We start from the raw sequence: 23357 nt of genomic DNA on the forward strand, positions 1-23357 counted from the left end.
GAGGAATGATGGACCTAAGCCAGGTCGCTTTGTTAGTTGAGCGGTTTCGGCCTAGATATGCCATACCCTTGTGCGTAATCGAGACCGAGCTCTACAAGTCGGTCTCTGATCTCGTCGGTTTCAACAAATTCAGCCACCGTTTTGAGTCCGGCAGCATGGCCAATGCGATTGCAGGCGTCGACAATTCCTAGATCGATTGGGTCAGTTAGAAGGTTGCGCACGAACCCTCCGTCAACCTTCAAATAGTCCACCTGGAGAGCCTTAAGGTAAGAGAAGGAACTCATGCCTGCCCCGAAATCGTCTAACGCAAACTTGAAGCCCCTTGTCTTGGAAAAGCTGATGAACTGCTGTGTCACATCCAGGTTCGCAATAGCAGACGTTTCAGTGATCTCAAAACACACTCTCTCGGGATTCAGGTCATGTCTATCGGCGAGCTCGGAGATGTACAGAAAAAGCTCTGGGTCATTAAACGAGCTGCCGGACAGGTTGACAAAAAAAGTGCCTGTCCGCTCTCTGCCAAGGCCAGTTCGGTCGAGGTATCGAAAGGCCATCTCAATGACCTTCCGGTCTATTTTTGTCATCAGACCGAAGCGCTCGGCTGCCGGAATAAACGCGCCCGGAGGGATGATCTCATTCTCCTCCTGCAATCGGACCAAAAATTCCGTTCTGTAGCCGTCAGCAGCCTCTGGCTGCAACGCGACAATATCCTGCTTCCAGAGGCAGAAGTTGTCATTTTCGAGGGCCTGCTGAATGCGGCTGGTCCAATGCATATCGTTACGCCGCTGCTGCATGTCCTGATCGCTGGACTGATAAAGTTGAACGTTGTCTCGGCCGCGATCTTTGGCGGCGTAACACGCTAGATCTGCATGGGAAAGCAGCTCGCTGGCTTTGGCTTTGGCGTATTCGTTGCTGATCAGTACCATGCCAATGCTTAAAGTTATGGCAAAAGGCTTTTTCTGCCACACAAACCGAAATTCTCGGACCTCCTCACAGAGTTTTTTCGCAACCTTTCGCGCATAGAACCCGTCACAGCCATGTAATAATATTCCGAACTCATCGCCACCCAGTCGCGCCAGGGTGTCGTTCGATCGAATATGCTTTGATAAAACCGTGGCGAGTTGCTTCAGCAGGTGATCTCCAGCAATGTGGCCACAGGTATCGTTGACAATTTTGAACTGATCAAGGTCAAGATAAAGCAAGACATGTTGCCCACCTCGATGATGGGTATCGTCCAGCGCCATCTTCAACCGTCGTTCAAATTCCCGGCGATTCACTAGACCCGTCAAACTGTCATGGAACGCCATGTACTCCAAAGTAGTTTCCGCAACACGCTTGGCCTTGCGGACGGTGCCTTCTCTCACCTCACGGTTAATGGCAGGGATCAGACGAGAAAGGTTGTCCTTCATTATATAGTCTTGGGCGCCGGCCTTCATTGCCGTTACCGCAACGCCCTCGCCTATCGTGCCGGAAACGATAATGACTGGCAGGTCTGCAGAGTATTGTTTCGCTAATTCGAGAACCCTGAACGATGAGAAACCAGGCATATTGTGGTCGGTTATCAGAATGTCCCATTTGCCTTCGCGTAGTGACCGGCGCAGTCGATCTTCGCTATCCACCATCTCGCTATAGGGGTCAATGCCCCCTTTGCGCAGTTCTCGCAAAAGAAGCATTGCGTCGTCTTCAGAATCTTCAACGATCAACATTCTCAGCGGGCTGTCTGTCTCTGTCACTGACATCACCTTGTCAAATTGTTCGAACTGCACTGGCATTAGGCACTCTATTTACCTGTAACCAATATCGAGCAAGTACGGCCATTTGATCGACGAACTCCCGATAGTTAATAGGCTTGGTTATAAAGCTGTTAGCTCCCAAGCGATAGGCTTCTAGCAAATCCGCAGGTTCATCTGAAGAAGTAACCATGATGACGGGAAGCCACTGGGTCTGCGGGGACGATCGAATATGCTTTAATATCTCCAAGCCGCTAACCTTAGGAAGCTTGACGTCCAGCATCACGGCTCCGAGCGAGTCCACATTTTTGGTGGGTTGGCCGGTAGGTCCAAAAAGAAAATGAAGGGCTTTTTCACCGTCTTCCAAAATGATGACAGGACCCTCTACACGGGCACTTTTTAGGGCACGGACAGTGAGTATCTGGTCATCTGGATTGTCTTCAACCACAAGGATTGAATGGCCGTCCATATTATCATTTGCCCTTTGATTAGTTGCGCACGAGAACGCGTCAACTCAAGTCTAGCGTTAATTGCGGGAAACAGGCAATCTAACTCTAAAGCGCGCCCCTTTACCAACTTCAGAGACGGCTGAGATATCGCCTTTATGCCGGCGAATGACTCTGTAAGCGGTAGCGAGGCCGATTCCCGTGCCACCAAATTCTGCTGGTGTGTGGAGACGATTGAACGCCACGAACAGTTTGTCGACGTAACGCATATCGAATCCCACGCCGTTGTCCTGCACCTCGACGATGATGAAGCGGCCTGCTCTCGTTGCAGATATATTAATCAGTCGCTTCTCGCCCTTGGCGCTGTACTTCCAGGCGTTCTCCAATAGATTCTGGAATGCCACTCTGAGCAACCTGCTATCGCCGGTCACTCTAATGCCCTGTTGAATATTTACTTCCGTTGGCACGGTGTCATCGATATTTAGCAGTTCGTCAGTGATTTCGCGCGCAAGACCAGTCAAATCAACGACTTCGCTCTCCATTGGCTGCCGGCTGACCCTCGAAAGCACAAGCAGGCCGTCAATGAGGCTTGCCATACGAACACTTGCAGCGCGAATTCGACGTAAGTAATCCTTTCCTGCTTCGTTAAGCTGATCGCCGTAATCTTCCTCAAGTGCCTGTCCGAAGCCTTCAATAGCTCTGAGTGGTTGCCTGAGATCATGAGAGACGGAATAGCTGAATGCCTCAAGCTCGCGATTGGCCATGCTCAATTCTGATGTCCGTGCTTCGACAGTTCGCTCAAGGCTGTCTCGGCTCTCGAGAATGCGCCGGTTCTGTTGTTCTATGGTTCCGATCATTTCGTTAAAGGTGTTGCCCAGGCGGCCCAGCTCATCGGTTCCTGACACCGGAGCGCGAACCGTGTAATCGTGGTCTCTCGCAATCCGCCATGCGGTGTCAGAGAGCGTCAGGATGGGTTCGGAGACAATTCGCTGAAGTTTCAGGGCCAGAAAACTGAGGACCAGAAGAATCACAGCACCCACGACAGTTGTGATCAGCACAAAGGTTCGGATGTGATTGCGCAAGGAGTCCAAGTGAGACGTCAGAAACAACTGGCCTACGGTTTCGTTATCCAGCGTGACCGGTATCAGTAAACGGTAAGCATTATCCACAAACCCTTCCTTAACTGGCTTCACAATATTGGGGCAAGGTCGCTTGACTGGGCTTTCAAGCGCAGACATTACAACGCCCTGGGCATTGAAGATGCAGGCCTGCCGGATGGTGCCGATGCGTCTGAGGCTCGATATAATGCTGGTTAGTTGCTCTTTGTCTGCAAAAACCAGAGCCGCCGCAGACTGCTCAGCGAGTATACCGGCAATAACATGGAGCTCTGATTCCAGCTGCCTTCGGTAGTTCTGGTTTTCAACAAAGATGAGGCTGATGCATACAAGCGAAATACCGAGAGCGCTGGTGAAAAGGGTCAAAAACAGCAGCTTGGTTTTTAATCGCCAGTATCGATAGTGACCAATCATCGCAGCACCTTCACCGCTAGTTCCAGGAGTCTGGAGTTGATCGTCAGTCCAGCGCTGGAGGCTGCTTTCAGGTTGATCTCGAAGCGGATGACATTCCCCTGCTTAACATAGCCGATCATGCCGCCCTTTCGGGCAAAATCCGGCAAATCGCTGACGGTAAGAATACCCTCTTCCCGGGCCAGATCGAAAAGGCTTGGCAAGCTCCGGGATTGTGACTCACTAATGTAAAGTACGTCACATTCGGACAGCTCTGAGGGGTCGTCGGAATATCTGAGCTTAAGCTCTCTGCCCTGAGATTTTCGGCCACGAATCGCGTTTAGTAAATCTCCGAACGGGTCATTCCCCAGAACGCAGATTTCAAGCGCTTTTGCACCGTCTACTGTATGCGACCATGTAATAAAACGGGTGAAATTGTAGAGAAAGGCGGCCTTAACCTCATTTTCCGACCGAATCGACCCTGATGCATAGGCTGCGCTAAGGCAAAGGGAAATCAGCAATACAAACCAAAATTTAAGGTGATTCCTCACACGTCGTCCACGATGCAGGAAATTGATCTAGAAGAAAGCCACTGCTGCAGCCCGACATTACTGAAGGTAAGCATTCGAAAGGCTGCCGTCAACTTTCACGTGAGTCGGTGCAAGTAATTGACATGGAGAGATTAACGGCATAGACCCATTAATTCTTAGTCATCTGGTAAACACCGTACTAGCTTAAAGTTAAAGGCACAACGCGTATTAAATGGCGATGCACCTATGCTTTTTCGATTACTGCTAGTTTTAATCGGGATTTCGTTACCAGCTCTTAGTGAAGAGCTGGTGCTAAGAGTAGCTATTCCAGCCGATGAGGAAGAGGTTGGTGCTTTTCTAGATTTCCAGCGCATTTCAGATTTGTTGAAGAAAGTACCCGTACAAGTCAAGCCACTGAAGGTTCCAATTCGACGCGCTCATTTAATGTTTTTTCATGGGCAAGTAGACTGCATTTTAGACTTCCCTGAAAATTCAGGTCGAGAATCAATTTCTGAGAACTACTTGAGCAGTCCTCCGCTAAGCAGCTACCTGTTTTTTTTCTTCGTACCGGAGGACGCGTCTCCGCTCAAATCAGTCGATGAGGTACAAAAATTGGTTATCGGCGCCCCTAAACGCCACGAATATTTCCTGGGTCCTTTCATAAAAGACGTCCACGTGGAATGGGCACGATCCGAAGCGCAACTGGTAAAAATGTTGGAAATGAATCGAATTGACGCTATATTAGCCGCCTTACCATACATGGAGTCTTACCAAAGTCGCCTCAGATTTGCTCCAGCCCATCCCTTGGCGTCTGCCAACAATCATCTAATATGCCGGAACACGGAAACCAACCTGAGATTGTTAAACGGCATCGTAGTCAAAGAACCTTAATCAAGGCGTTGTTATCCAATGCATTTCACTTCAGGCGATGAGTATACAGTGGCCTGAGAACTGCCACAGGAAATTTGTCGGCCACTGTGACCTGCCCCCAATCTCTGAACCGCTCACTGCTTAGTAATGTCATTTAGTTGACCCTGACCCCGTATTAGGTCCACCCAGAGTTGGAAAAATCCGGCTCCAATTGTTCCTGTTTTCTTCGTGAAACCGCATGTTTTCTGGCGTAGTCAGAGGGCGTGCACCACTCCAATGCGGAATGGGGTCGGACTTGGTTATAGAACGCTCGCCACGCTTCGATTTTCTCCCTGGCGTCGGCCAGTGACAAGAACCAGTTTTCGTTCAGACATTCCTGCCGGAGTCGTCCATTGAACGATTCTACCGTTGCGTTGTCGGTAGGTTTTCCAGGCCGCGAGAAGTCGATTTCGATGTTCCGCTCATAGGCCCAGCGATCCATGACCTTGCCGGCGAACTCCGAACCGTTGTCGGTCTTAAGCACCTCCGGGTTGCCTCGGAAGCGGGCAATCGCCGTCAAGGCTTCCTGAACATCATGGCCCTTCAGGCTCTGTCCAACCACGATGCCGAGGCACTCCCTGGTGAACAGATCAATGATGGTCAGCAAGCGCAGTCGCCGACCATCAAACAGCGCATCTGAGACAAAGTCCATGCCCCAGATGTGATTGGGATGGGTGGCTCGTTGAAGTGGCTGACGGTTCTTGGCCGCCTTGTTGCGTTTAGGACGCTTTAGACGAAGTGACAATCCCTGGTCCCGATACAGCCGGTAAACCCGTTTGTGATTGTCACGCCAGCCCTCTCGTTGCAGTTGGACATGCACGCGTCGGTAACCGTAGTGAAGCCGTGTGAGAGTGATCTCACGGATCCTCATCGATAATGCCGACGAATCTCTTGCCACCGATTGGTATCGACAAGACGCCCGGGAAAACTGCAAGACCGCACACGCCTGGCGCTCGCTGACCCTGTATCGCTTTTGCAGGTCAGCCACCAGTTGGCGTTTACGAGGCGGTCTCAGAGCTTTTTTGCCACCACATCCTGAAGCATGGCCTTGTCCAGACTCAGGTCGGCCACCAGCTTTTTGAGGCGCTGATTCTCCTCTTCCAGCTGTTTCAGACGTTTCAGCTCGGATGGCCCCAGACCACCGTACTTCTTGCGCCAGGTGTAGAAAGTGGCATCGGAGATGCCCATCTTGCGACAGACCTCCGGGACCGGTGTCCCCAATTCGGCTTGCTTCAGGGCGAAGGCAATCTGCTCTTCGGTGTAACGGGACCGCTTCATGGCATGATCTCCTGCTCAGGGCTCTATCATGCCGGATTTTCCAGTTTTAAATGGACCTAAATTCTGGGGTAGGGTCATAGTCACAATTAATACAGTCACGCAAGTTGTCAATTCCAAAGTGAGAGGACACTTTTCTGACGGCGGCAGTGCAGTGCTGAAGATCGACTAGCTTGGCATTCAGCTGGAATTAAGGAACTGTCAATCTTTTGTCTAACCTTAGTAGGCGTAACCGCAAGTGCACCGGTCGGATTATTTTGGGTCTGGCCTAACTGTATAATAAAAGGCGCAAAAATGGACAAACCAACATTTGATGAATTGATAGCACTTTATACAAACGACCCAGAGGCATTTGAGCATTTGCGCCATGCATTAATTGAAATGGAAATCAGTGATGCTCCACCTCAGTTTCAGCGTCGGTTGCGTGGCCTTCAATTCCAAGTCGAATGCGCCAAGGAAACCTCAAAAACACCGCTGGCCAGCTGTATCAAGTTACAAAGCATGATGCTTGCCAGTGCCAAAGAGCTCAGGGGCGTTGTTCAATACCACTATGGTCCAGATACCCAACCTCACAAACAAAAGAGCCTGACCGTTGCTGAATCAGCCACTGAAACGAACAATATTATCGAGTTCATAAAGCGCACTCCCAATTCCTAAGGCAGTTTTAAATTTTACGCGAAATTACGAAGGGTCCTAAGGCTGATGGCTGGTCTAGCGGCCTATGTAGACATTTCATCAGGTGCCATTGTTCTCGGTGTCCCGGAAGCGAGTATTCTACTTCAAGTAGAAATTCAGGGGCCCTTCCCCAACCAAGCCACACGACAGCTAGCCTTGCCGACTCAGACGCACCGAGAAAACCGATCAGAGTAATAAAAGGATAAAACACCTTTTTAGTGACGCCAATATATACACACTGTTATTGTGAAATTGCAACTCGCCCGATTGCCTGTCACTCGTATTCCCTGGCAATTTACAAAGAGCGTGTTGCTTTTACCAGATACTCTGACCGGATCAGCGCATCGCTTATCCGTTCGCCTTGGGAGAAGTGGTGCAATTCGTGCCGAAGTACAGTGGGGAACCGGTCAGCCTTGACCGCACAGTGGCGTCTACCAACCAGGGTGAAACGCATAGACGCAAAGCCCGGCTGCTGATTGCGGACGATGAGCCGCGGCTGTTGATGAGCCTGTGCTCGATACTGCAACATAGAGGTTTTGAAGTCGATGCGGCTAAAGATGGTCACACCGCTTGCCGGCAAGCAGAGTCATTCGTTTACGATCTGATCATATTGAATCTGCGAATGCCGGGCAAAAGCGGTTTTGAGGTCATGTCCTGGCTGCGAGACAAGGGGCTTAACCCGTCTATAATTATCATCAGTGGATTCTCGGACTTCCACACCGTCCGACGCGCTTTCCGACTAGGAGCCTCGGATTTTCTGCGTAAACCCTATGACGTCGATGAGCTGATTCAAAGCGTTAACAGCCAACTTCAACCAGAGCCAAGTTTGATTCCGTCCGATCAGAAGTTAGAGCAGTTGTTTCAACTCGCCTTTGACCAACTTCCGGATCCTATCTTTGCACTGGATAAACGCATGCGTATGAGCTTTTTGAATCACCGCGCAGAACAACTTCTAGGATCACATCGGGCGGACCTGGTTGGTCGGCCTTTTACCTATCTGGTTCACGACGATGATCTTCCAAAGGCATCACGCTTATTCGATGATACGAAAACATTAGGCTCAGCCAGACAAGAATTAAAGCTTCGCTTCCGGGGTGTAGGCAAAGGCTATAAAGAGTGTGAAATTAACATTGTTTTTCCTTTCGAACGAAGTGAAATAGCGCAGTCAACCGAACTCGCACACGTTCCAACTTCCGCGCGCGTTTTCGGCTCGATACGGGATGTCACTGAGCGCAAGCAAACGCTGGCTTTAATGGAGTTTCGAGCGTCACACGATGCACTAACGGGGCTTCCAAATCGAACTTTATTCCTCGATAGGCTCGCTTTGGCTGTCAGCCAAGCGGCACGAAGTGAACAACAATTGGCGGTTCTATTTATCGACTTGAATGATTTCAAGCACGTCAATGACACCTTTGGGCATAACGTTGGCGATGAGCTACTAAGAAATGTAGCCGCTCGCCTAAAAATGTCCTTGAGAGAGGGAGATACTCTTTCACGATACGGAGGAGACGAATTTACCGTATTATTGCCTTCTATTGAGGGTCCTCAGGACGCAAGTGTGGTTGCCGATAAACTTCTTCAATCGCTGAGCACTCCAATGAAGCTCGAAAATGACAGTGTAAGAATCCTTGTAAAGGTGTGTATCGGAATTGCCCTGTACCCAGAAGACGGTGCTGACACAAAAGAGCTTCTGAATAGCGCTGACAAGGCGATGTACCGAATCAAAGAGCATAGACTGTCAACGTATAGTTTTTTCAATCGAAAACACAAGTAGGTTCGTAAATCATAAACACCTATTTTTTGGTCCATACTACTTTATAGGTAAACCAATTTTCACGAACAATACAGTTCAGAAGTACTAACAGTTTTAACGAGGGAATCATTCGTGTTGGCTGTGAAATCGGAAGGAAACGTTGACGCATTTGACGAAGAGTTTGCCGTCTCGGTCTCAAAGCTACTTCGAATGCTCAGGCAAAGCTTTAATATGGACTTGGCATTCATTGGGAAGTTCGAGAATGATTCCCGGAGGATGGTGTACGTGGATTCGGACGATCCGCGCAGCACGGCTTCGAAAAACTTCTGTCTTACCCATCCCCAAAGACAGACATATTGTCGAAAAATTGCGGACGGAGAACTTCCATCGATTATTCCGGATACTAAAGCCAACGACATTACTCGAAATATGAAGGTTACCGAAGATCTTTCGATCGGCGCTTATCTGGGCGTGCCAATCTTTCTATCCGACGGAGAGATTTACGGGACCTTGTGCTGTATCAAGTACTCCAAGGATCGAACATTGGAGAGACGTGACCCAGCTCTTTTAACTTTCGTCGCCAAAGTAATCGCCGATCGTATTGAGGTTCAACGCCGCAAAGAAGAACATCAGAACAATATTCGCGATCAGATTTATAGAGTTAGTGCGAACAACGATCTCGCAATGCATTTTCAGCCGATTTGGTCGATCGCTGACTCATCGGTCGTCGGATACGAGGCGCTTGCCCGATTCAATACACATCCTTACCGGACGCCTGACGTTTGGTTTGAGGAAGCCCATCAGGCGGGTCTAGGTGATTACCTAGAATCGCAGGCAATAGCTAAGGCATTGAGTTACCGAGATAAAATTCCTAACAATTGTTTTCTGAGTATTAACGCCTCTCCAGAAGCGGTTTTATCGGGAACTGTCTCCAGACTTTTCACACGCCAGAATGCTACTAAAATGTAAGCGACCGGTAATCCCATCTTGAGTCAGACGTTGCCTTCGTGAAGATAGTGTCCAGTGGACAAATGGCTTGAAAAATCGCCCAGAGCTTGTCTTTTTGTTCTAGAAATATGGGCGGCGGTTTATTTGCGCCTCTTGTGTCGTTACCCTTCTCAAGATAAGCGCAAATTCTATACCTATCAGCAATCGCCGTGTTAGAGCTGATTTCAAGACGTTTTCAGATTTGCACTAGCTGTAAAAGCGAAAGCCGTTCTTTTTCTCCCGTTTCACGGCATACATGGCCATGTCTGCCCGCTCTACCAGCGTTTCCGCCTCATCACCGTTTTCAGGGTACAGTGCAATCCCGATGCTGGTTCCGATAGAAACGCGAAGGTCGCAGCCCGCAAAACGAAAAGGGGTTTCGAGCGAGGTCAAAAGTTTGCGTGCGACCGTTGCGGCATCCTTTTTTTCATCAAGCGAGGGCAACAGAGCCATAAATTCATCACCACCATAGCGAGCAAGCGTATCCCCTTCTCGCAAACAATTTTTCAGACCGGATGCGACTTTCTGCAATAGTTGATCACCAATCCCATGCCCGTATGCGTCGTTTACCGCTTTAAAATTGTCGAGGTCGATAAAAAGCACAGCAAACTTTTGCCCATTACGTCTCGCCTGACTGACAGCCAGCCTAAGTCGGTCCATAAACAGGTTTCTATTAGGCAAATCGGTCAATGAATCGTGAGAAGCACGAAACTCCATTAATTCCAGTGTCTGTTTGCGCTCAGTTATGTCCCGGGCAATGCCCAAAAAAGGAGGATCCTCTGGAGAGAAGTTCGCTTGAGCTAGCGCGGGATTCACCCCAAGCGTAGAGGTAAGGATAATTTCAAAGTCCTTGTGACCAACTCCTCCACTGTGGGTCTTAAGCTTGATCTCTTGGGTAATTGGCTCGCCAGCCTCGGCTCTCTCAAAGAACAGTGGAAGCTTCGCAATGTCATCTTCATGAACGAGCCGGGAAAGCGGTTGACCAATTAACTCCTCTGCGGGCAATCCTGTAAGGCTCTCTACTTTATGGTTCAGATATTCAAAGCACTTTCGCTCGTCCAGTAAAAAAACCAGCTCGGGAAGATGGTCAAGTGTGCGCCTGAAAAGCTCGCCTTTTAGCGGGTTAGACCAGTCCGTAGTCGCCCTCGAACGGCTTTGTCTTCGTTCCAAAACTTTGTCACCAACAGCCTGAATTAAATCATCGACATCGTAGGGTTTTTTTAGATAATCGCAGGCACCTAGTTTGAATGCTTGCCTTACGATGCGATAGTCGGAATGGCCGCTCATAATGATGACCTGAGAATCAATGCCGGTCTCTTTCAACCAAGCCATAATCTCTAAACCGCTCTTCCCCGGCATCCGGATATCCAACAAAATCAGATCATAGGCATTATCTTGCAGCTGCTGGCAGACGGCGTCGCCATCCATGGCCTCGTCCACCTCAAATCCTTTGTCACGCAGTATCGAGCATAAGCTTTCGAGCAAGCGCGGCTCATCGTCAGCAACAAGCAGCCGCCCCAAACGCTCTGACGCTCCGCTTGCGTCGGCGGAAAAAAGACGACCGTCATCACTGACGTTGTTTTTACTATGGGTCTGCAAGGTTCACACCAGTAATATCGAGCAAGCGATTTGATTCATCGAACCTAAGAATTATACCAACATGTACATTTTTACGTCAGTAAAAGCGACTAATGTTTTCCTCTCTCACTTTTGGCCGTAGACATAAGCGACAAGCGTTCATAAATTGTGTGTTGTAGATTGCTGGGCACATCCATTCTGTTAATCCCCCAACGTAAGCGATTCGCCACAATTTCTGTATTTGCTTGCTACCGTTGCTCACAGCTATATTCATCCAACCCGAGTCGACTCAGAAGACGCAAACATTCTTCGCTTTTTCCCTCGCCAGCTGCTTTGAGCGCTGCTGTGCGCATCACGATCAGCGACTCGCGGGTGGCGGCCCGAGGAAGAATATGCACAGCCCCGATGAGTTCCCTGAGCGGGATTGGTAGATGCCATTGCACCTTCAGACGATTTCCAAAGGTAGGAGCCCAGGTCCCCAACCCACCTTCAATATGCTCTTCCGAAATGGAGCAGTTTTGGTCAATTGCCTCTTGCATCACCTTGAGCACTGCCAACTCACCAATGCGACTGAGCAGTGCAGCTACATGAATCTCCGCCGCGTTGATTTCAAGCCTCGCTGCAACCAGTTCGGCCTCGCGGGCCGTTTTTTCGGCGAGTTCAATAAACGCCTCGGCCCTCTCCGCAAGACGCGGGTCGCGCATGTGTCCGGATATATTCAACGACAATGCCATTGCTTGCCGGAGTGCCATATCGATCCCCAAGGTTGCAATGGCATCACGCAAATTACGGACGGGTTCACCGGTCTTTTTGAAAGATGCAGTGTTCGCGACATCCAGCAGACGAGATGTCAGCGCCATTTCGTCATTCCAGCGCTCGGCAAGCTGGGATGGATAGAGATCCTGACGACGTTCCATCAGTTTGATGACATCAGCCGTATTAATCTCGCAAGGAAGCTGGATGACCGTATCGACCGAGGATCGTAATCGTTGCTCCAGATCGATGGGTGACTGCTGCTCAAAAGCTTCCTGGTCAACCAGTGATTTCAGCCTTTCGTGAAGGAGCGACACATCGAAAGGTTTTACGATGTAGCTATTGATGCCGTGGTGTGCTGCCTGGCGCACAGATTTGCGATCCGAACGACTGGAAATCAAGACAACCGGTGTTTGTTTGTCATTTTCGCGAACGGCTCTTGCACAGGCCAGGCCCGACCCATCCGGTAGGCTCCAGCCAGTAATTATCAAGTCAGCACCGTTTTCCCTCCAATACGCCAGAGCGCTCTCCATGGTCCCCGTTACAAAAACAGTGCCACCCGGATAGAGACCGCCAACAACTGTCTCCAAAAGGTCGGCCATCATTACGTCGTGCTCCAGAATTAACGTCCTCAATGGGGGGTTCCTTCAAGCCTGATAGAGAAAAAGGGACAGCCAATCAGATCGGTTTTTGCATACCGTGCAGCTGCCTGTCAGCAGTGTGGGACGTGGTGGCCGAAGAAAAATCGTAGAGGTTATCAAGCCGGGCTCGCCTCTTTTTCAAGCATCCCCGCAATCGCGCCACGTATCCTGTCGAACTGCGGCTCTTCCAGCAGCAGAACTTGACGAAGTTCCTCTTCGGTCAGAGTGGGGTGATTGACGTGACGCAATACCTCGCGGGTACCCAGCATAATTCCATCGCAGAGCGGGGTAGAATACTGCATCGGCGTTGGACGCGTCGTTGCAGGCAAACTGGCTTGGAAGCTAGAGGGTAAGCTCCACTTCTGGGCCACCAGTCGGGCGATTGCCCAATCGAACTGGCTGAAAACCGCACGAAACAGACTGGGGGGTACCTCCTCTCGGTTGCAGCGGTCTTTGTAAAGCCTTTCCACTTCACGTCGAAGGGTGATGTAAGAGAGCGCCGGCAGTAAGCCCAATAGAAAGTGAGCACCGCTGTCCACACCTTTCGAGATGGCAACTGCTTCCGCTGATCTGGCGCATGTCATGCCCCACTGCCAGACTCGCTCACTGAACAGCGCTTCGGCATTGTCCCGCGCGGCCAGCATGGGTTGCATGATGGAAGCCGACACGACATTCCGAATGCCTCTGTGCCCTAACAGAAAGACCGCCTGGTCTACCGACTCAATATGTTGATCTCCGGATCGGAAGAAGGGGCTGTTCGCGACCTGAAGAACCCGGTTGGTCAGTGCAGGGTCCTTCAAGATAATGCTAACCAGCTCCCGTCTGTCCGAGTTCTCCTTGGACAGGGCGTGCAACAGCTTGGGGAGAATCAGCGGCTGACGTGGCAACTCTTCCAGTTTGCCAGAGCTTATTCTGCTTTCCAGTTGGGCGACAATGGCGCTTGTGCGCTCGTCGGTTTTCTCCAGTTGGTGTGGCTCCACGTTCAAGAGCCAGGAGAGCAAGCCTTCTTGCAGACTTCCCGAGACCTCGTCTACGGCCAAGAAAACTGGATCGCTCGTCTCCTTATCGGCATGGCCCGGTTGGGAGGTAGTCGCGAGCTGCGATTTTGTCGTCGAGGTTCCGAAGAATTCCCTAACCCATTGAAGAGTGCGTCGCACCCATTTCCCCTTTTACTACGATAAAAAAGACTGTCTTCAGGAAGCATGACGATCGGACAGATCCTGACGCTGGAGTGTCCCTGACAGTTTTTAACACTCTCGAGACGCCCTCTCGCTTCGCTGTTATGAGCATCAACGAAGTGCAATGGCACTGCTGAAAAACTAACACTTAACAGTTAGTTACAATTAATCTAAGAGAGAGTTTTATAAACAGTTTAATGTTTTGTCAAGAATATGAGACAGCGTTCACTCTTTATTGTCTTCTACTTGATCTGGAGGGTGAGTTAGACCGTGGTTTGTCTTGTGGGATTATCCGAAATTACGCTCAATCAAAAACGGCCAATTCCGCATGATAGAGCCTTTAGAGAGGAATCAAACAATCCAACATAAGGGGCCGGCCATTGCGACTTATCAGGGTATGCAAGGCTTCCAGTTGTGGGGCAATAGCTCGTTGATGGCGTTGTTTTTCTGCGTCGGCAGCCGAGTCAGAACATCCTTTAGATAGGCATAGGGATCGTGCCCGTTCAGCTTCGCGGACTGGATCAGCGTCATGACCGCAGCTGCCCGTTGACCACTGCGCAGTGATCCCGCGAACAGCCAGTTGGAACGACCCAGCGCCCAGGGTCGGATCTGGTTTTCCACCCAGTTGTTGTCGATGGGCACAGCGCCATCGTCCAGGTAGCGCGTCAGCGCTGCCCAACGTTTGAGGCTGTAATCCAACGCTTTGGCCGTGCCGGAGCCATCTGGCACCTTCTGGCGATGCGCCAGCATCCACTGATGCAGTGCGTCAGCCAGTGGTTTGGCTCTGGTTTGCCGGATTTCCCGTCGCTTATCCGGCGGCAGGTCTTTGGATTCTCGCTCGATCTCGTAAAGCCCGCCGATGTATTCCAGGGCCTTGGCTGCCAACTCGCTCTTGTTGGCTTCGTGCAGGTCGTAGAACTTGCGCCGGGCGTGGGCCATACAACCGATTTCGGTGATGCCATTACCGAACCCGGCTTTGTAGCCAGCGTAGTCGTCACAGACCAGCTTGCCCTGCCAGTCACCCAGGAAGTTCCGGGCGTATTCGCCCGCACGGCTGGGCGCGAAGTCATAAACAGTGGCTTTGAGATCCGAGAACGGCGTGGTGCAGTAGGCCCAGACGTAGGCTTTGTGAGTCTTTTTCTTGCCCGGAGCCAGCATGCTGACCGGCGTTTCATCGGCATGCAGAACGCTGTGCTCCAACAGGGCATTTCTCAGTGCATCCACCAGGGGCTGCAACTGCACACCGCAGGCACCCACCCATTCGGCCAGGGTGGAGCGCGGGATTTCTAATCCGGCACGGCCGAAGATGCGTTCCTGGCGGTACAGCGGCAGATGGTCGGCGTACTTGGCCACCAGCACCTGGGCCAGCAGACCGGCGGTGGGGATGCCCTTGTCGATCACCTGCGCTGGAACCGGTGCCTGGATCAAGGTCTCGCATTCTTTGCAGGCCCACTTTCCCCGGATGTGGCGCTCCACCGTAAACTCACCCGGGACATAATCCAGCTTTTCACTGATGTCTTCACCGATGCGCTTGAGCTGGCAGCCACAACGGCACTGGGTATTTTCAGGCTCGTGGTGGATCAGGGTGCGGGGCAGTTCCGGTGGCAGCGGGGTGCGCTTGGGCTGCTGCTTTGGCCGAGCGGCTTTCTGCTCCTCGGTCATCGCCTGGTCCAGCTCGGCTTCGATGGCGGCCAGGTCGCTGTCGATCAGTTCGTCCAGCAGTTTCCCCTGAACCGCATCGAGTTGTTCACTACGACGGGCGTACTTGTGACGCTTGAGGATGGCTACTTCGTGGGTCAGCTTCTCGATGATGGCATTGCTGCGTACCAGCTCCCGCTCCTTCCGGCCCAAGGTTTGATCCTTGGCATCCAGAGAGTCCATCAGTTCCGTCGCCAGGGCACGGAGCTGATCGGCAGAGAGATGGTTGATATCGGGGCGCTGAGTCATGTCCCATAGTATGCCAAGCCCTTGTGCTGCAAGCGATTCGCAGTTCTGGCTATGGCGAAATTACTGCACTTGTGGTTACAGGATGGAGATGACGCCGCCGGCCCCTAGGCGCTGCCAGGGCAGGCCCTCAACCAGGGCGAATAACTGTTCCTCGGTCAGGCGCAGTTGGTCACCGCGCCAGGCTTCGCCCCAATGGAACTTGCCGCGGTTCAGCCGGCGGGCACACAGCCAGATGCCCAGGCCATCGTGGATCAGAACCTTCATCCGGTTGCCCCGTTTGTTGGCGAACAGGTAGGCGCAATGGGGCCTGGCAGAACCGAACACCTGAATAACCCGGGCCAGGGCCTTGTCGGGCCCGGCCCGCATATCCAGCGGTTCGGTAGCCAGCCAGATCTCGTCAATGCGGATCATCCCAGCAGGTCCCGTAACAGCGCAGCACACTGGTGCGCCTGCTCCGCAGGCCACTCCACCACGACCGAGCCACCGGCGCGGGGAATCTTGATGCGGATGGTGCTACGCTTGTCTGGAACTGATTGGTTGCTCGGTGCAGAGGTTGCCGCTGGGAGAGCGACCGACACAAATCCCGATCTTTTCGGCGCTCGTCGCGCTTCATTAATCCAGCGCCGAACCATGTTGGTGTTGAGCCCATTCTCCAAAGAAATCCGGGAAACAGAAGCTCCGGGTTCTAGGCACTCAGCAACGATGTCGGCTTTAAACTCAGGAGAAAAGCGGCGACGCTTCTGATAGGGCTTGGTTGCGCTTACGTTGTTCATGTTAAGTGTCCACTAGAAAATAAGTGGACACTATCCTGACGGCAGCAGCGCCAGGATCAAGATGGGATCACCAGACGGTTACACTAAAATTATTTTGGAAGTTACCGAGCATTCAAGAATTCTTGACTACCCTGAATTTCGAAATGCAGTACAGGTGATTCGAAAAATGGGGGCGCGGCTTGCGATTGATGATGCAGGCTCCGGATACGCGTCTCTGCAGCACGTGATAGAGCTTGACGCCGATATTATCAAGTTAGATCTGAATTTGATTCGTAACATTCATTGTGATTATAAGAAACAAGCACTTGCGGCAGCTCTAGTCTCTTACGCACATCGAGTTAAAGCTCAAGTTGTCGCAGAGGGAGTGGAGTCCCAAGAAGAATTTAGCGTGCTAAAGGACCTCAAAATTGATAAAGTGCAAGGCTACCTAATTGGCAAACCTGAACCTTGGCCGTCCGTATCATAATGTAGCAATCGCTCCCATTTTTAACAAGAACTACTCACACGCTTATAAATCGGGATCGTAAAATTCGACTCCTTATCACAAGATAGATTTTTCAAGTACACATCTTTGGAGGGTTTTTCAAGTTAGGGAGGATAGCTGCGGGGCGCAAAAATAATCGGAAGATTTTACCTCGCCATTCCACCAACAGTCACGTGCTAACACATATGTGTTGAAAAAGAATGGTGCCAGGTGCCCCCGGCCAGGCTCACCACTGAGCAGGTGACGCAACCCGTATGCCGCTAAGGCTTCCACGGGCATTGCTGCAGGCAATAATCATAACCCAAACTATCCTAAAAAAATAGATTCCATACGAAGTAAGATCTAAAACTCTTGAAAGTATTTGCTACCACATTTTATAGGTATTTTTTACACATCGAAAAACCGCTAAGTAAACCGGATAATTTTACAGACCTTTGCAGTCATCCAATGGCGAACTCCCGATTCAGTACACATCGGGTGGCGTTCCACCAAACGTCTATTTAAAAGTGTTGGTAATGATCGGGCAGCGATATGCGACGGTGCCCCACCATCGAGAAAATTCAACCCCCCTTTTTCAATGAGCCGCCATACAACACTTCAGAAATCAGAGCGCAGCCGATCATCAAATAGGAATGTTATTTCAACGGCCGCTTCGATAACTGCTTCTGCGTCCGGGTGTTCCGGATTCAATAGGAGGTTATATTCTTGTGGAACGACACACGAACGGACCGCCAATGCCAGCGCTTCGCCTTCGATAAGGAAATCAGTCCCGATCTCTTGTGTGCCTGCCGACACTCTTGTTCCGTTCCAGTCTTTTGGGTAAACGTCATCGGCCAGGACCATAATTTGGCTGTCTGGTACTTCGATTTGAAACAGTAGATAGTTCTGAAGACTGTCCTCTTCACCCAAATTAACCAGGATTTCTAGTTGAGCAAGTGCAATGCTCTCCGACAGATATACCGCCGAGTGATTGGGCAGATTCCAGCGCCCCCCATATTGGCGCGCACCAAACCCGGAAAACGCGGTATCCTTGTGTTTTCGTTTTGTAATACGGTACGCCTTCATGCGTACACGCCGTGCTCAAGCTGACCAATCAGATCCCGTACCATGCGAATACCAGCCTCGGTATCCAGAAGATCTATTGGGCACTGGTGCTCAAGGGCTCGCACCGGACGCTTCAGCCAACGTTGTGCCTTATCTCTATCACCTTCAAACAATTCCACGGCATCACGCATCACCAGGTGCAAAGTCGCTACCCGATCCAGTTCTGCCTTGTTCACGGTGCCGTCTTCACGTCTGCGCAGCAAGGTGCGCGGGGAAATATCCAACAATGTGCATAAAACAGTGTCGTCGATGTCGTAAAGGGCCTTCAGGGCATCCAGCTCCTTAGCCTTACCGCCGCGTCGGATTTTTTTTACGCCCTGAACGCCCGAGAATACGTACTTTCCGGTGATAGTTGAGCGATGGGCTTTCACAGCACCACGCCCCCCATATACACCGCTAACATTCGCCTTCTCAGGCCCAAAATGCCCTTTAGAGCTCTGTTTTTTCTCAGTAATCGCTGACATATGAACCTCCCGCCATTTGGCAAAAATAGTATACCACAATGGCGCCGGCATTTCTTTTAAATCGATCCTACCCTTTTTAAGCCAACAGCGAAGAATCAAGAAAACACGTAAACACGACTTAGCTGGTATCCAGTCTCACACTCTCACAATTCCCAGACACACTACCTGAATCGGACAGCATTCTAATCGTCCGCGCCGGCACTAGAGAGCAACCACGATCAAACAACAAAGGAACCAAAAGCGAAGCAGCTATCTGATAGGTAGCATTTTTAACATTTGATTTGCCGGCGTTGAGCCGCTGCTTTGCCGTGGGAAAATCGACAACATTGCGGCCGGTCGGCGCGAGTAAGTGTTTGTGTTTTGCAACGGTTTGGCGGGAAAGTCCTGAAGCTTCTGCAACTGCCTTCTGTGTCAGTGGAATTCCCTGAGACTCGAGATTGGTGACCGCTGTACGAATCTTCTTCTCGGTTTTCTTAACGCGCTCTTTGTGCGTGTACTTGGCTGCTAATCGTTGCTTTTCTGGAAGTGGCATTGCGCGGTCTAACAGCATGGTGCCACGCGCGCAATCGGCGGCGCCGTAATACTTTGACCAGGTCCAGCGGGTGATTGACTTTACCGTCGCACGAACCTGGCTCTGACGAAGCTTGCTCGATTTGTAGTGACGCCCGGAAAATCGATTCTTGCTCCGTGCGTACTGCTCTACCCTCCTTATAAAAGAGCGTTCAGAGCCCTGTTCACGTTCCTGCCGCACGATCGCGTAGGCAAAAAATCGAACCTGTTCGAACAACGTGCAATGTCGAGAATGGCTGACGGTTTCCAGGTCTGGAACACCGCGCCAGGGCGGCGCATATTCAAGCTCGCTCGCTGGCTGCAGCTCGCCGAGCGAATATTCGAAATTATGAAGCTCAGTAGTCTCCCACCAGGGGTGGCCTGGCGTCTTTGCCACAGGACCGCTATAAGCGAGATCCGCCCGTAATTTATGTGCCAACGAGCGATACACCGCTTTCATGAAATCAACCGGCTTCTGTCGAGCTCCTGGGCCAGAAAGAACCGGGGTGATCGCGTAGTAGAGGTGGGCACTGCTGGTTTTTGGGTTGCGCACGATCAGATTAGGGGGCGGCAATGCTGCGTCCTCCCAAATCATCGGATTAGCATGGTCAAGATCGAAAACCAGCCAAGACACGACGTTCTTGCGATTGACCTGCATGTAAGGCCAATTTACCGCATTAGCCCTGGGTTTGATGTAAGCCGCGGTCTTGTTGTCGGAACAGCGACACAAATACGGCGCTTCATCAAAAACCCGGCGCAAGGACGACCCAGGCTTCGAGAACGCCTCGTTTTCCGGCCGTACGTCAGGTGATGTCGCCACGCAAAATTCCCCTGTCCGTGGGTGAATAAAGCGTGTAGAGCGGTTTCGTCGCCATTCTCTACCCTTATTTATTGCAAAAGGGAGCCATGACGCGCTAATATGAAGGCTGTGAGTGTGGTCCTTCGTTTAGCGCGGAGCTCGCACATCAGGCACTCAAGTTGCAGCTTGGTGCCCATTTTCTTGTAAAGGCCCGATTTACCAGATCGGGCCTTTTCTTTTGTCAGTTAGAAAAGCATATTCAATTCCTGTTGTGACTTCGCTTCTGGCTCCACGAGCCGAGGAATCCGGGACAAATACGACCCCTTCACTTGGTTTTGCCACCGATCATAATCGGCCTGCATTTCGAGCCATTTGACCGCAGGGATGCCGAAGCCTGCTTCCAGGCGCAGAGCCAAATCAACAGTGATGTCAGCTTCGCCTTTAATCAGACGATAGAGCGTCATCCTTCCAATCTGAAGTGATTCTGCCGTCTGGCGCTTACTCAATTCGTGGCGCTCAACTTCGTGCCCCAGGTGAATGCCGGGGTGGATCGGGGCGGCGCTGGACATGGTGCGGTTCCTCCGATGACAACCTATCCTGGAGTGTACCATAAGCGATACGTCGCGCAATCGCGTCACATGAGAAACAACCCAAGGAAGGTTTGTCACAACCAGATGACGGCCCGGAGCAACCCAAAAACGGTGAAGAGCAACCCAACAACGGTGATAAGCAACCAGATGACGGCCCTAAGCGCTTAGTTTTGTTGGCTCCATCACCGTGTTTAAACTAATTTCGCGGGCCCAATCTTTGACAACTTCGCAGGGCAGATTTCCGCCCTCCTCTGGCATGGTTGAAAGCACTTGATCAGCGAATAACTGATGAAGGCTCACAGCAATTGTTGAGCAGCGTCCAACTGGGAGCTCTATCTCTTCTCCAGGAAAGGCAATTGCCAGAATATTCAGTGCGATCGAATTCAGAACGTCGTTACGTCGGTTAGGTGTGCTAAACGATACCGAAGGATCCACCGAGACCGCTTGATAAAAATTGGTGGTGAATCCGCCCGTCTTCGCGTCCCGAAGACAGACAAACAGCGAGGTTGATACTGAGCGTCCTTTCGTCAGTGAAATCATCTTCATGCTTCCTTCAATATATGTCCGTATATACTGGAGAAGTCTATGTTACGGATTGTAAAGTGTCTGTAGTAAGAAACAGGCAAATCCTGCCTTATAAAACCTACAGGGTTTTATCTCTCAGCCGGTGGCTCAGTAGAAAAATCCCGTTACGCGACTCCACACCGAGCTTTTCACAGAGGCGATTCACATAGGAACTAACGGTTTGCTGTTTCACTCCCAAAAAGTCACATATTTCCTTATTTGTCATGCCATCCCATATCAGTTTTAGGGTTTGGCTTTCGCGCTGTGAAAGGGCATCCAACGTGCTTTCACTGGACGACTTGGAGCTCGACAAAATACCCCCGGTCGCGCCTCTGCCAACTCTGGTTATCAGGTGGAGAGCCTCGTCAAATCCTCGATGAAGGTCAATGTAACCAGCACAACCTTTCGTAATCAGCACTTCAGGCGCCGACACTATGCCAATCACAATTATTTGTACGCCCGGAAAGCTAGCCATGATTTTCCGGATGTCTCTGAAACAAGATTGTTTGAGAAGATCGGCATCAACCAGGACTAAATCGGTCTCTTCCACGCTTTCCCAGAGTTCCACCAGCGATTCAACTTGGTTCGAAACGTAAAAGTCCGGTAGCTTGTTGATGCTGGAGCTAAACGCATCTGCAAGTATGCGAAAGGGATAGACGATAGTGACGCTTACATAGCCCATGTCGCCCTCCCTGATTCGGGCCCCATCAGGAGATCCCCTTTGAACCTTGCGTTGTCTGGCACCAGGAGTAGGCTGCCACCTAGCGGTTGGAGCTCCTGGATAACCAAAAGAAGAAGAGCGTTTCGCCGTATGGTTTTAGGATCCCGATCACCACACGGATCAAAAATGCTGTCCCCAAAAGGGGCGCCAGCATCAAAAGACAGAGATATCGTCCCGTTCGCGTGGCACTGTTTGAAAAAACTACTTCCCTGCCCTTCTGGGCATGCTTTGAGTAGCATCCACCAGTAAAAAAGTGCGCGTCGGCAGGTATCATTAAACTCTGACCCGAGCAACATCAAAGATTCGATGGATGAAAGAAAGTCGAGGATCAGCTCCTGTTCAGATGACGAATCTATCAGCAGCAAATCAGACCAATCGAATGGCCTGAAGAAGGCAGAAAGCTCCAAGGCCTGATAAAAAGAAGTTTGTACCGTGGAATTGAAACCCAAGGCCTCGCACATTTGTGCAACGCCTGAGATCCTGGACTTTTGAATAGATGACCAGCGATCGTTCCCCGCCGCAATACGCCGTAGCTCTCGGCTTCGCGCCTGCAGAAGTCTACCGTGTGCCCTTACTATAAAATCTCGGACCTCGTCCGGATCCCAAGGCTTTTCAAGGTATCCGTCAATACCCGCCTCATTCACACAAATTTGAAGTGGGCCCACATCCGCATAGGCCGTCATAACCAGCCTGCGTATTGGCGGATATCGCTTGCTAACCTCTTTTAAAACTTCATCGCCAGTCATCCCAGGCATGCGTTGATCACTGATCAATACGTCAAACTGTTCACCGGCGTCCAGCGCGGTCAGCAACTCACTCCCTTCAAGAAAGGTCTTAATGTGAAAGTGCTCACCAAACTCCCATTGGAAAGCTCGCAAAGTTCTTGGTTCGTCATCAACAAAGGCCACTCTAATCTGAGGGGTGCTCATACGGCAGGCCCCTCCACCATACGTTGAGCCGCCATAAGCGCGGAGTCTCGGAATAACTCTTTAATGGCTTTTGAGAGGCTGGCCAAATCAGAAATTCGAACCACACCGATCTGATTAACCGCGAGCTTGATCGCACCGGCAGACGGGTTTTCCGCGAGCAGTATTCGATGTGTCGAAGTTTGGATCTGAGCAGGGTTCTTGAGCCAGGCTAAAGGCGGCTCATGCAGTATAAGGATCGCGCCGACCGGAAATGACGGTAGCGGTTGGTCATAGGAGTGAAAAATGACGTCGTCGCCAGGGAGGTGACGACCGATCACATCAGGTTGCCCTGAAATACAGTGAATCACGCACAGTCCTTGTGGTGTTGGACGGTTTAGGGCTTCCATTTTTCTGCATCAGCAAAGTTAAATCTGCTGACTAGTGCCCATTTCAGCGATATGTTGTCCCGAATTGTGGCTCCGTGCCCGGAAATACCA

General features: G+C 51.0%; 24 protein-coding genes. 5 read left to right on the forward strand and 19 right to left on the reverse strand.

Translation table 11 applies throughout. The features are described 5' to 3' along the window. Nucleotides 1-32: 32 nt before the first annotated feature. The 4 genes from GJU83_RS18530 to GJU83_RS18545 are packed head-to-tail and all read right to left on the reverse strand — an operon-like array spanning nucleotide 33 to nucleotide 4229. Nucleotides 33-1730 (reverse strand): putative bifunctional diguanylate cyclase/phosphodiesterase, encoded by a 1698-nt coding sequence (locus GJU83_RS18530; RefSeq protein ID WP_228715212.1) that lies wholly within the window; start codon nucleotides 1728-1730, stop codon nucleotides 33-35. Nucleotides 1731-1743: 13 nt separating this feature from the next. Continuing rightward, entirely contained in the window at nucleotides 1744-2196 is a 453-nt protein-coding gene (locus GJU83_RS18535; protein WP_153634949.1) for a response regulator, read from the reverse strand. Between the two features lie 57 nt (nucleotides 2197-2253). Next, a complete protein-coding gene (locus GJU83_RS18540; protein ID WP_153634950.1) occupies nucleotides 2254-3702 on the reverse strand; it encodes an ATP-binding protein in 1449 nt (482 codons plus the stop codon). Continuing rightward, a complete protein-coding gene (locus GJU83_RS18545; RefSeq protein WP_167516414.1) occupies nucleotides 3699-4229 on the reverse strand; it encodes a YfiR family protein in 531 nt (176 codons plus the stop codon). The genes GJU83_RS18540 and GJU83_RS18545 overlap by 4 nt, the downstream gene beginning before the upstream one ends. Nucleotides 4230-4454: 225 nt before the next feature. Between GJU83_RS18545 and GJU83_RS18550 the strand changes: the two genes are divergently transcribed. Further along, on the forward strand, nucleotides 4455-5099 hold the full coding sequence (locus tag GJU83_RS18550) for a transporter substrate-binding domain-containing protein (RefSeq protein WP_153634952.1): 645 nt from the start codon (nucleotides 4455-4457) through the stop codon (nucleotides 5097-5099). Between the two features lie 154 nt (nucleotides 5100-5253). Here GJU83_RS18550 and GJU83_RS18555 read toward each other — a convergent pair. Next, nucleotides 5254-6395, reverse strand: a protein-coding gene (locus tag GJU83_RS18555) for an IS3 family transposase (RefSeq protein WP_153634953.1) whose coding sequence is annotated in 2 segments (ribosomal slippage) — nucleotides 5254-6143 and nucleotides 6143-6395 — 1143 coding nt in all. Because the reading frame shifts where the segments join, the coding sequence is not laid out codon by codon here. Between the two features lie 291 nt (nucleotides 6396-6686). On the opposite strand from GJU83_RS18555, the gene GJU83_RS18560 reads away from it, so the two are divergent. The 3 genes from GJU83_RS18560 to GJU83_RS18570 all read left to right on the forward strand — a co-directional run bounded on the left by GJU83_RS18560 (nucleotide 6687) and on the right by GJU83_RS18570 (nucleotide 9789). Continuing rightward, nucleotides 6687-7049: a DUF3135 domain-containing protein gene (locus tag GJU83_RS18560; protein ID WP_153634954.1), complete on the forward strand. Its 363-nt coding sequence runs from the start codon at nucleotides 6687-6689 to the stop codon at nucleotides 7047-7049. Nucleotides 7050-7449: 400 nt separating this feature from the next. Next, on the forward strand, nucleotides 7450-8841 hold the full coding sequence (locus GJU83_RS18565) for a GGDEF domain-containing response regulator (RefSeq protein ID WP_217352284.1): 1392 nt from the start codon (nucleotides 7450-7452) through the stop codon (nucleotides 8839-8841). Nucleotides 8842-8952: 111 nt separating this feature from the next. Beyond that, nucleotides 8953-9789 carry an EAL domain-containing protein gene (locus GJU83_RS18570; RefSeq protein ID WP_153634956.1) on the forward strand — a complete coding sequence of 279 codons (837 nt, stop codon included), beginning with the start codon at nucleotides 8953-8955 and terminating at the stop codon, nucleotides 9787-9789. Between the two features lie 225 nt (nucleotides 9790-10014). Here the strand turns inward: GJU83_RS18570 and GJU83_RS18575 are convergent, their stop codons facing one another. From GJU83_RS18575 to tnpA, 6 genes are all read right to left on the reverse strand, one after another. Then, entirely contained in the window at nucleotides 10015-11406 is a 1392-nt protein-coding gene (locus GJU83_RS18575; protein ID WP_092033965.1) for a diguanylate cyclase domain-containing protein, read from the reverse strand. A gap of 227 nt (nucleotides 11407-11633) precedes the next feature. After that, nucleotides 11634-12773, reverse strand: a complete 1140-nt coding sequence (locus tag GJU83_RS18580) for an HDOD domain-containing protein (protein ID WP_039881877.1) — start codon at nucleotides 12771-12773, stop codon at nucleotides 11634-11636. Nucleotides 12774-12895: 122 nt separating this feature from the next. Further along, entirely contained in the window at nucleotides 12896-13936 is a 1041-nt protein-coding gene (locus tag GJU83_RS18585; RefSeq protein ID WP_092033962.1) for an HDOD domain-containing protein, read from the reverse strand. Between the two features lie 411 nt (nucleotides 13937-14347). Further along, nucleotides 14348-15904: an IS66 family transposase gene (gene tnpC, locus GJU83_RS18590; protein ID WP_008173619.1), complete on the reverse strand. Its 1557-nt coding sequence runs from the start codon at nucleotides 15902-15904 to the stop codon at nucleotides 14348-14350. 75 nt (nucleotides 15905-15979) lie between these two features. Continuing rightward, a complete protein-coding gene (tnpB, locus tag GJU83_RS18595) occupies nucleotides 15980-16315 on the reverse strand; it encodes an IS66 family insertion sequence element accessory protein TnpB (RefSeq protein ID WP_008173617.1) in 336 nt (111 codons plus the stop codon). Beyond that, a complete protein-coding gene (tnpA, locus tag GJU83_RS18600; RefSeq protein WP_008173615.1) occupies nucleotides 16312-16677 on the reverse strand; it encodes an IS66-like element accessory protein TnpA in 366 nt (121 codons plus the stop codon). The genes tnpB and tnpA overlap by 4 nt, the downstream gene beginning before the upstream one ends. A gap of 61 nt (nucleotides 16678-16738) precedes the next feature. Between tnpA and GJU83_RS18605 the strand changes: the two genes are divergently transcribed. Continuing rightward, on the forward strand, nucleotides 16739-17143 hold the full coding sequence (locus tag GJU83_RS18605; protein WP_153634957.1) for an EAL domain-containing protein: 405 nt from the start codon (nucleotides 16739-16741) through the stop codon (nucleotides 17141-17143). 615 nt (nucleotides 17144-17758) lie between these two features. Here the strand turns inward: GJU83_RS18605 and GJU83_RS18610 are convergent. The 8 genes from GJU83_RS18610 to GJU83_RS18645 all read right to left on the reverse strand — a co-directional run bounded on the left by GJU83_RS18610 (nucleotide 17759) and on the right by GJU83_RS18645 (nucleotide 23228). Then, nucleotides 17759-18226: an RES family NAD+ phosphorylase gene (locus GJU83_RS18610; RefSeq protein ID WP_153634958.1), complete on the reverse strand. Its 468-nt coding sequence runs from the start codon at nucleotides 18224-18226 to the stop codon at nucleotides 17759-17761. Beyond that, nucleotides 18223-18729: an Xre family toxin-antitoxin system antitoxin gene (gene parS / locus GJU83_RS18615; RefSeq protein WP_167516415.1), complete on the reverse strand. Its 507-nt coding sequence runs from the start codon at nucleotides 18727-18729 to the stop codon at nucleotides 18223-18225. Before parS ends, GJU83_RS18610 begins: the two co-directional genes overlap by 4 nt. 118 nt (nucleotides 18730-18847) lie before the next feature. Continuing rightward, the gene (locus tag GJU83_RS18620; RefSeq protein ID WP_153634960.1) at nucleotides 18848-20098 is read right to left on the reverse strand and encodes a replication initiation protein; all 1251 of its coding nucleotides are present in this window, start codon (nucleotides 20096-20098) and stop codon (nucleotides 18848-18850) included. A gap of 224 nt (nucleotides 20099-20322) precedes the next feature. Beyond that, a complete protein-coding gene (locus GJU83_RS18625) occupies nucleotides 20323-20646 on the reverse strand; it encodes a HigA family addiction module antitoxin (protein WP_167516416.1) in 324 nt (107 codons plus the stop codon). Nucleotides 20647-20823: 177 nt separating this feature from the next. Then, nucleotides 20824-21207 (reverse strand): hypothetical protein, encoded by a 384-nt coding sequence (locus GJU83_RS18630; RefSeq protein ID WP_153634962.1) that lies wholly within the window; start codon nucleotides 21205-21207, stop codon nucleotides 20824-20826. A gap of 103 nt (nucleotides 21208-21310) precedes the next feature. Next, on the reverse strand, nucleotides 21311-21913 hold the full coding sequence (locus tag GJU83_RS18635; protein WP_153634963.1) for a helix-turn-helix transcriptional regulator: 603 nt from the start codon (nucleotides 21911-21913) through the stop codon (nucleotides 21311-21313). Next, nucleotides 21901-22881: a response regulator gene (locus tag GJU83_RS18640; protein ID WP_153634964.1), complete on the reverse strand. Its 981-nt coding sequence runs from the start codon at nucleotides 22879-22881 to the stop codon at nucleotides 21901-21903. Before GJU83_RS18640 ends, GJU83_RS18635 begins: the two co-directional genes overlap by 13 nt. Beyond that, nucleotides 22878-23228 carry a hypothetical protein gene (locus GJU83_RS18645; protein ID WP_104272532.1) on the reverse strand — a complete coding sequence of 117 codons (351 nt, stop codon included), beginning with the start codon at nucleotides 23226-23228 and terminating at the stop codon, nucleotides 22878-22880. Before GJU83_RS18645 ends, GJU83_RS18640 begins: the two co-directional genes overlap by 4 nt. Nucleotides 23229-23357 lie beyond the last annotated feature (129 nt).

Source organism: Marinobacter salsuginis, assembly GCF_009617755.1.
In the GTDB taxonomy this organism is placed as follows: Bacteria; Pseudomonadota; Gammaproteobacteria; order Pseudomonadales; family Oleiphilaceae; genus Marinobacter; species Marinobacter salsuginis.

Excerpts from the sequence above, each read along its gene's own strand:
- GJU83_RS18550 (WP_153634952.1), top strand. The coding sequence starts at position 4,455 with ATGCTTTTTCGATTACTGCTAGTTTTAATCGGGATTTCGTTACCAGCT.
- GJU83_RS18560 (WP_153634954.1), top strand. The coding sequence starts at position 6,687 with ATGGACAAACCAACATTTGATGAATTGATAGCACTTTATACAAACGAC.
- GJU83_RS18640 (WP_153634964.1), bottom strand. The coding sequence starts at position 22,881 with ATGAGCACCCCTCAGATTAGAGTGGCCTTTGTTGATGACGAACCAAGA.
- GJU83_RS18635 (WP_153634963.1), bottom strand. The coding sequence starts at position 21,913 with ATGGGCTATGTAAGCGTCACTATCGTCTATCCCTTTCGCATACTTGCA.
- GJU83_RS18625 (WP_167516416.1), bottom strand. The coding sequence starts at position 20,646 with ATGTCCAGCGCCGCCCCGATCCACCCCGGCATTCACCTGGGGCACGAA.
- tnpB (WP_008173617.1), bottom strand. The coding sequence starts at position 16,315 with ATGATCCGCATTGACGAGATCTGGCTGGCTACCGAACCGCTGGATATG.
- GJU83_RS18630 (WP_153634962.1), bottom strand. The coding sequence starts at position 21,207 with ATGATTTCACTGACGAAAGGACGCTCAGTATCAACCTCGCTGTTTGTC.
- tnpA (WP_008173615.1), bottom strand. The coding sequence starts at position 16,677 with ATGAACAACGTAAGCGCAACCAAGCCCTATCAGAAGCGTCGCCGCTTT.
- GJU83_RS18610 (WP_153634958.1), bottom strand. The coding sequence starts at position 18,226 with ATGAAGGCGTACCGTATTACAAAACGAAAACACAAGGATACCGCGTTT.
- parS (WP_167516415.1), bottom strand. The coding sequence starts at position 18,729 with ATGTCAGCGATTACTGAGAAAAAACAGAGCTCTAAAGGGCATTTTGGG.
- GJU83_RS18535 (WP_153634949.1), bottom strand. The coding sequence starts at position 2,196 with ATGGACGGCCATTCAATCCTTGTGGTTGAAGACAATCCAGATGACCAG.
- GJU83_RS18540 (WP_153634950.1), bottom strand. The coding sequence starts at position 3,702 with ATGATTGGTCACTATCGATACTGGCGATTAAAAACCAAGCTGCTGTTT.
- tnpC (WP_008173619.1), bottom strand. The coding sequence starts at position 15,904 with ATGACTCAGCGCCCCGATATCAACCATCTCTCTGCCGATCAGCTCCGT.
- GJU83_RS18605 (WP_153634957.1), top strand. The coding sequence starts at position 16,739 with ATGGGATCACCAGACGGTTACACTAAAATTATTTTGGAAGTTACCGAG.